Origin of the sequence: Acinetobacter sp. G11 (genome assembly GCF_049808495.1) — a bacterium.
Lineage (GTDB): Bacteria > Pseudomonadota > Gammaproteobacteria > Pseudomonadales > Moraxellaceae > Acinetobacter > Acinetobacter kookii.
This window is the reverse complement of sequence record NZ_JBNCAT010000062.1, coordinates 1-5179: the sequence shown is the minus strand read 5'-3', so window position 1 is coordinate 5179 and position 5179 is coordinate 1. Positions and strand designations below refer to the sequence as shown.

7 protein-coding genes are annotated in these 5179 nt (G+C 42.1%); 3 read left to right on the top strand and 4 right to left on the bottom strand.

Features of this window, described 5'->3' with window-relative positions:
* On the top strand, positions 1–253 hold a 253-nt coding region (locus ACPUEY_RS13920; protein ID WP_425122441.1), incomplete at its 5' end, for an FAD-dependent oxidoreductase.
* 237 nt (positions 254–490) lie between these two features.
* Here ACPUEY_RS13920 and ACPUEY_RS13915 read toward each other — a convergent pair.
* The 3 genes from ACPUEY_RS13915 to ACPUEY_RS13905 form a co-directional block, all read right to left on the bottom strand.
* Positions 491–745: a YfhL family 4Fe-4S dicluster ferredoxin gene (locus tag ACPUEY_RS13915; RefSeq protein WP_425122440.1), complete on the bottom strand. Its 255-nt coding sequence runs from the start codon at positions 743–745 to the stop codon at positions 491–493.
* A gap of 16 nt (positions 746–761) precedes the next feature.
* Positions 762–2162: a tRNA 5-hydroxyuridine modification protein YegQ gene (gene yegQ, locus ACPUEY_RS13910; protein ID WP_425122439.1), complete on the bottom strand. Its 1401-nt coding sequence runs from the start codon at positions 2160–2162 to the stop codon at positions 762–764.
* 68 nt (positions 2163–2230) lie between these two features.
* On the bottom strand, positions 2231–2659 hold the full coding sequence (locus tag ACPUEY_RS13905) for a Cd(II)/Pb(II)-responsive transcriptional regulator (protein ID WP_425122438.1): 429 nt from the start codon (positions 2657–2659) through the stop codon (positions 2231–2233).
* An 82-nt stretch (positions 2660–2741) separates the two neighbouring features.
* On the opposite strand from ACPUEY_RS13905, the gene ACPUEY_RS13900 reads away from it, so the two are divergent.
* Complete coding sequence (locus ACPUEY_RS13900) at positions 2742–3377, top strand: cation transporter (RefSeq protein WP_131275065.1); 636 nt, start codon at positions 2742–2744, stop codon at positions 3375–3377.
* A gap of 56 nt (positions 3378–3433) precedes the next feature.
* Here ACPUEY_RS13900 and ACPUEY_RS13895 read toward each other — a convergent pair whose 3' ends face one another.
* Positions 3434–4213, bottom strand: coding sequence for a ferredoxin--NADP reductase (locus ACPUEY_RS13895; RefSeq protein ID WP_092818522.1), 780 nt, complete (start codon positions 4211–4213; stop codon positions 3434–3436).
* A gap of 105 nt (positions 4214–4318) precedes the next feature.
* Here ACPUEY_RS13895 and tsaA point away from each other — a divergent pair, with 105 nt between their 5' ends.
* Entirely contained in the window at positions 4319–5032 is a 714-nt protein-coding gene (gene tsaA, locus ACPUEY_RS13890; protein WP_425122437.1) for a tRNA (N6-threonylcarbamoyladenosine(37)-N6)-methyltransferase TrmO, read from the top strand.
* The last annotated feature ends 147 nt before the right edge of the window (positions 5033–5179 follow it).

Sequence of the window (5179 nt, the reverse complement as noted above, 5' to 3'; positions counted from 1 at the left end):
TACGCTTGAACTGGCCGGGATCTTTGTACAGATCGGACTGTTGCCAAACACGGATTTCCTGAAAGCATCAAAAGTGGAACTCAGTAACCGTGGCGAGATCGTGATTAACGAACGCAACGAAACCAGTGTGAAAGGCGTGTTTGCTGCCGGTGACTGTACCACGGTGCCGTACAAGCAGATCATTATTGCCACCGGTGAAGGTGCAAAAGCCTCACTGTCTGCTTTTGATTACATTATCCGTTCGGGGCAGTAACTAAAAAAGCCAAAGTGGCTATGTACATTGACATAGACACTTTGGCTTTAGTTCCCCAAGTTTTTGTTTTACCCTGTTTATAGGAACTCAGCACGCTAACTCTGGGTTCCTTTTTTTATCACCACCATTTCCATGGTTATTCTGTTTTTCTACATTTTTTGTTTTGCCTTTTTATTCTTCTTTCCCCAATCTTGTTGTATTTAATTAAGCAAGTTTGATGCCATCTCCAAAGATTTTTTAAAATTTGAATAAATTCAATTTCTTAAACTTTTGCATCAATTGCTCTTGTGTTTCCACATGCTCTGGATGCGGAATAATGCACTCAATTGGGCATACGGCTATACAGGTTTGGTGCTCATAAAAGCCGACACATTCTGTACAGCGGTTCACATCAATTTCATACACCTTATCGCCCTCATAAATGGCTTCATTCGGACATTCAGGCAAACACATATCGCAGTTGATGCATTTATCGGTAATCAATAAAGCCATGTCGATCTCTCTAAGATTAGACTGCTTGATAGGCCAACGAGGATGCTGAAATATCGGCAGTCGAATTCGGCAAGTTGCGAATCAGCAGGGCATAGTTCATGTCTACATCGGCAGGGACAGGAATATCCACGACATGGCCTGAACCTTTGGCATCCTCTATCAGGTTACCTTTTTTATCTTTCATTTCTGTTAACGTAAACGTGATATTGCCTGAAGTGGTCATCAGCTCAAGCGAATCACCCACCACAAAACGGTTTTTCACATCAATCTTGATGTAGTCACCGTTACGCTCTAATACTTCACCGACAAACTGCTGATGGTCAAAACGCGATGAACCGGTTTCATAATTTTGATATTCAGTATGCACATGGCGACGCAGGAAACCTTCCGTATAACCACGATTCGCCAGGCCTTCCAGCTGAGTCATCAGCGATGGATCAAACGGTTTGCCCTCTAGCGCATCATCAATCGCTTTACGGTAAATCTGTGCAGTACGCGCGCAGTAGAAATACGATTTGGTACGACCTTCAATTTTTAAGGAATGAATGCCCATTTTGGTTAAACGGTCGACATGCTGTACCGCACGCAAGTCTTTAGAGTTCATGAAGTAAGTGCCATGTTCGTCTTCTTCGGCTGCAAACATGTCTTCTTCGTTGCGCTGTAATAAAACCGGCTCGCCAAATTGGTGTTGTTCTAGGGCGTGTTGCTCATCGGCATCTTTGTTTTTGCAGCATGATGATGATTCTTCAATTTGTTGAACTGGAATTACATCTCCAGTTTCATCTTCAGCTGCTTCGTGAATTTTGTAATCCCAGCGACAGGCATTGGTGCAGGCGCCTTGATTAGCATCACGTTTATTCATATAGCCAGAAAGCAGGCAACGACCGGAATAAGCCATACATAATGCACCATGTACGAAAACTTCAATTTCCATGTCAGGGACATTATTTTTAATTTCTTCAATTTCTTCGATAGAAAGTTCACGTGACAGAATGACACGAGTCAGACCCATGTTTTTCCAGAATTTGACCGTTGCCCAGTTCACGGCATTGGCTTGAACAGACAGGTGAACCGGCATGTCTGGAAAATGTTCACGCACCATCATGATTAAACCCGGATCGGACATGATCAGTGCATCTGGATTCATGGCAATGACAGGTTCCAGGTCACGAATGAAGTTTTTTAACTTCGAGTTATGCGGCTGGATATTCACCACCACATAGAATTTTTTGCCCAAGGCGTGTGCTTCGGCAATGCCAATTGCCAGATTGTCATGATCAAAAGCATTATTACGAACACGTAAACTATATCGTGGCTGACCTGCATATACCGCATCGGCACCATAGGCAAAGGCATAGCGCATGTTTTTCAGCGAGCCGGCAGGAGAAAGAAGTTCGGTTACGTGTGAAATGGTCATGTCATTAAAGGCATAAAAAAACTATGGCTTTATTGTAGGGATCTAGAAAAATGATTCAACCTAGTAAATTAGTTGGATATTTCCTTATTTTCGGCTTCGAGCTGCTTCAAAATCTGGCAGCTGTCAATGGTTTGGGTACTATTGCAAGAGGCACGTAGCTGGATGAGCTGTTGTTGAAATTTTTGTAATTCTGTAATTTTATCAGTGACTTGCTCAATATGTTGTTCAATCAGCTGATTCACTGCATGGCAGCTTTGCGAGGGCTGCTGTTCGAGTTCAAGCAACGCTTCAATCTCGCCGAGTGAAATATCGAGCGTGCGACAGCGTTTAATAAACATCAGTCGTTTGAATGTATTTTCATCATAATAGCGATAATTATTATCCGCCCGAAAACTCGGCTGGATCAGCTGCTTTTTCTCATAAAAACGTATTGTGTCCGTGCTGAGCTGAGTTTTATTGGCCAAATCTTTAATTAAATAATATTTAGGTGTATTCATACTTGACCTTGGAGTTACTCCATAGTTTTGAATAACAATAATATAAACAAGGTTATGAATAAAGTCATAGAGGTGATGAAAAATGGCATGTACTTGCAGTCATGAACCTGCACCGCAAAAGCCAAATAGCAAATTTCGGACGGCTTTGTGGATTGCGCTCATTATTAATATTGTGATGTTTATCGTGGAATTGATTGGGGGCGCTTATGCACACTCTTCTGCACTTTGGGCAGATTCCCTCGATTTCTTTGGTGATGCGGTGAATTATGGCATTTCACTGGCCGTATTGGGTGCAAGTCTATACTGGCGTGCTACAGTGGCGTTGATAAAAGGCATCACCATGGCGCTATTTGGTTTTGTGGTCATTGCAAAAGCGCTCTATGCCTATGTGCAAGGCATTCCGCCCGAAGCCATGACTATGGGGGCAATTGGTCTGCTTGCTTTAATTGCCAATGTCACTGCGGCCGTGATTTTATATGCCTTTCGTGACGGTGACTCAAATATGCAGTCGGTCTGGCTGTGTAGCCGTAATGATGCTATTGGCAATGTCGCGGTGATTTTGGCTGCGGTCGGTGTGTTTGGTACGGGGAGCATGTGGCCGGATATTGTGGTTGCCGTGATTATGGCAAGTTTAGGTTTAACGGCAGGGTATCGGGTGATTCAAAAAGCCTTACAAGAACGCAAAGAGAATAAGCCTTTTGTACCGGCATCTGAGTAATTAAATAAGAGAAAAAACCGAGCTCATAAGCTCGGTTTTTTAAATAGCTCAGTATCTTATTTTTCAACGAATGCACGTTCAATGACGTAGTCGCCTAAAACGCCCATACGTGGAGATTCTTTTAGACCATGCTGGTCAAGAAGAGCCGCAACGTCGTCCAGGAATGCCGGGCTACCGCAAAGCATTGCACGGTCAGTTTCCGGGTTGAAACGTGGCAGACCGATTTTTTCGAACAATTGACCAGATTCAATGGCAGTGGTTACACGACCTTGAGTATGGAAATCTTCACGCGTTACAGTTGGGTAATACACCAATTTTTCTTTAGCACCTAACTCACCGAAGAATTCATGGTTTGGAATTTCGTTGAGAATCAAATCTTGATAAGCCAGTTCAGAAATGAAACGTGTACCGTGAACCACGATGATTTTTTCAAAACGTTCATAGGTTTCAGGGTCACGAATCACAGACAGGAATGGAGCAAGACCGGTACCAGAAGAAAGAAGGTACAAGTTTTTACCCGGGTTCAAATCGTCCAGAACCAAAGTGCCTGTAGGTTTTTTAGAAACCAGGATTTCATCACCCACTTTTACTTTTTGCAGGATAGAAGTTAAAGGACCATCTGGAACTTTAATAGAGAAAAACTCTAATTCTTCTTCGTAGTTAGCACTTGCAATTGAATAAGCGCGCATTAAAGGCTTACCATTCACTTCAAGACCGATCATCACAAATTGTCCGTTTTTAAAACGCAATGCAGTGTCACGAGTGGTTTTAAAAGAGAATAAAGTGTCATTCCAGTGGTGGACGTGAGTAATCTTTTCGACGTTGAAAGCAGCCATTAAAGGTCTCAATAAGTTATCAAATTAGAACAGCTTACTATTCTAATCTAAAAACATTCTCGATAAACTGAATATATTTAATTGAACTTATCAGAAAAAGTGATTATGACTGAGCTTAAAATGCCAATAATCGGGTATATGAAATCGCCTTATAAAGAAAAATTTGGTATTCCACGTCAACCCAATCTGGTACAGGTCGAGTCCTATATTGAAATGGTTGAGCCTTATAATGATTTAACCGCTTTTGAAGGGATTGAGGAATTTAGTCATCTCTGGCTATTGTGGCAATTTCATGAAAATAAAAATCAGCAGCAAAGTCAAAATTTTAGACCGCAAGTTCGTCCACCGCGCTTGGGGGGCAATAAAAAAATCGGGGTATTTGCCACGCGCAGCATGTACCGGCCATCACCCCTCGGGTTATCCGTTGTCCGGCTGAAAGACGTGAAAAAAGTTGGCAAGTCTGTACGTGTGTATGTGACAGGCAGCGATCTTCTGGATGGAACGCCGATTGTCGATATTAAACCCTATATTCAATATTCAGATGCAGTGGTTACGGCGCAAAGTGGTTATGCACAGGATGAACCTGAACGAAACTCTGTGATCTGGACAGAAAATGCCGAACAGCAAAAGCAGGATTTAATGAAAATTCGCAGGCTAAATAGTCAAATTGTGAATGAGCTGGAGCAGGTTTTATCGCTCGATCCAAGACCGGCTTATCAAAATGATGCGGAGCGGGTATATGGCATGTTGTTTGCCGACTTGAATGTGAAGTTTAAGGTGGATGACCATAAGGTGCAAATTCTCGACATTTTGACGTAAAAAAGGAGCTTTAAGCCACTACTGTCCCATAGTTTGCTTTAAATAAAAAAACCTGAGTCTAAATAGTTAAAATATGAGTGCAAACAAACACTTTAACTATAAAGGACTCAGGTTTTGTCACATCAGAATACCGTATTTCATCAATTA

What these genes read in the sequence shown, in the direction of transcription:
- ACPUEY_RS13915 (WP_425122440.1), bottom strand. Translation starts at nt 745, where the DNA reads ATGGCTTTATTGATTACCGATAAATGCATCAACTGCGATATGTGTTTG.
- yegQ (WP_425122439.1), bottom strand. Translation starts at nt 2,162, where the DNA reads ATGACCATTTCACACGTAACCGAACTTCTTTCTCCTGCCGGCTCGCTG.
- ACPUEY_RS13905 (WP_425122438.1), bottom strand. Translation starts at nt 2,659, where the DNA reads ATGAATACACCTAAATATTATTTAATTAAAGATTTGGCCAATAAAACT.
- ACPUEY_RS13900 (WP_131275065.1), top strand. Translation starts at nt 2,742, where the DNA reads ATGGCATGTACTTGCAGTCATGAACCTGCACCGCAAAAGCCAAATAGC.
- ACPUEY_RS13895 (WP_092818522.1), bottom strand. Translation starts at nt 4,213, where the DNA reads ATGGCTGCTTTCAACGTCGAAAAGATTACTCACGTCCACCACTGGAAT.
- tsaA (WP_425122437.1), top strand. Translation starts at nt 4,319, where the DNA reads ATGACTGAGCTTAAAATGCCAATAATCGGGTATATGAAATCGCCTTAT.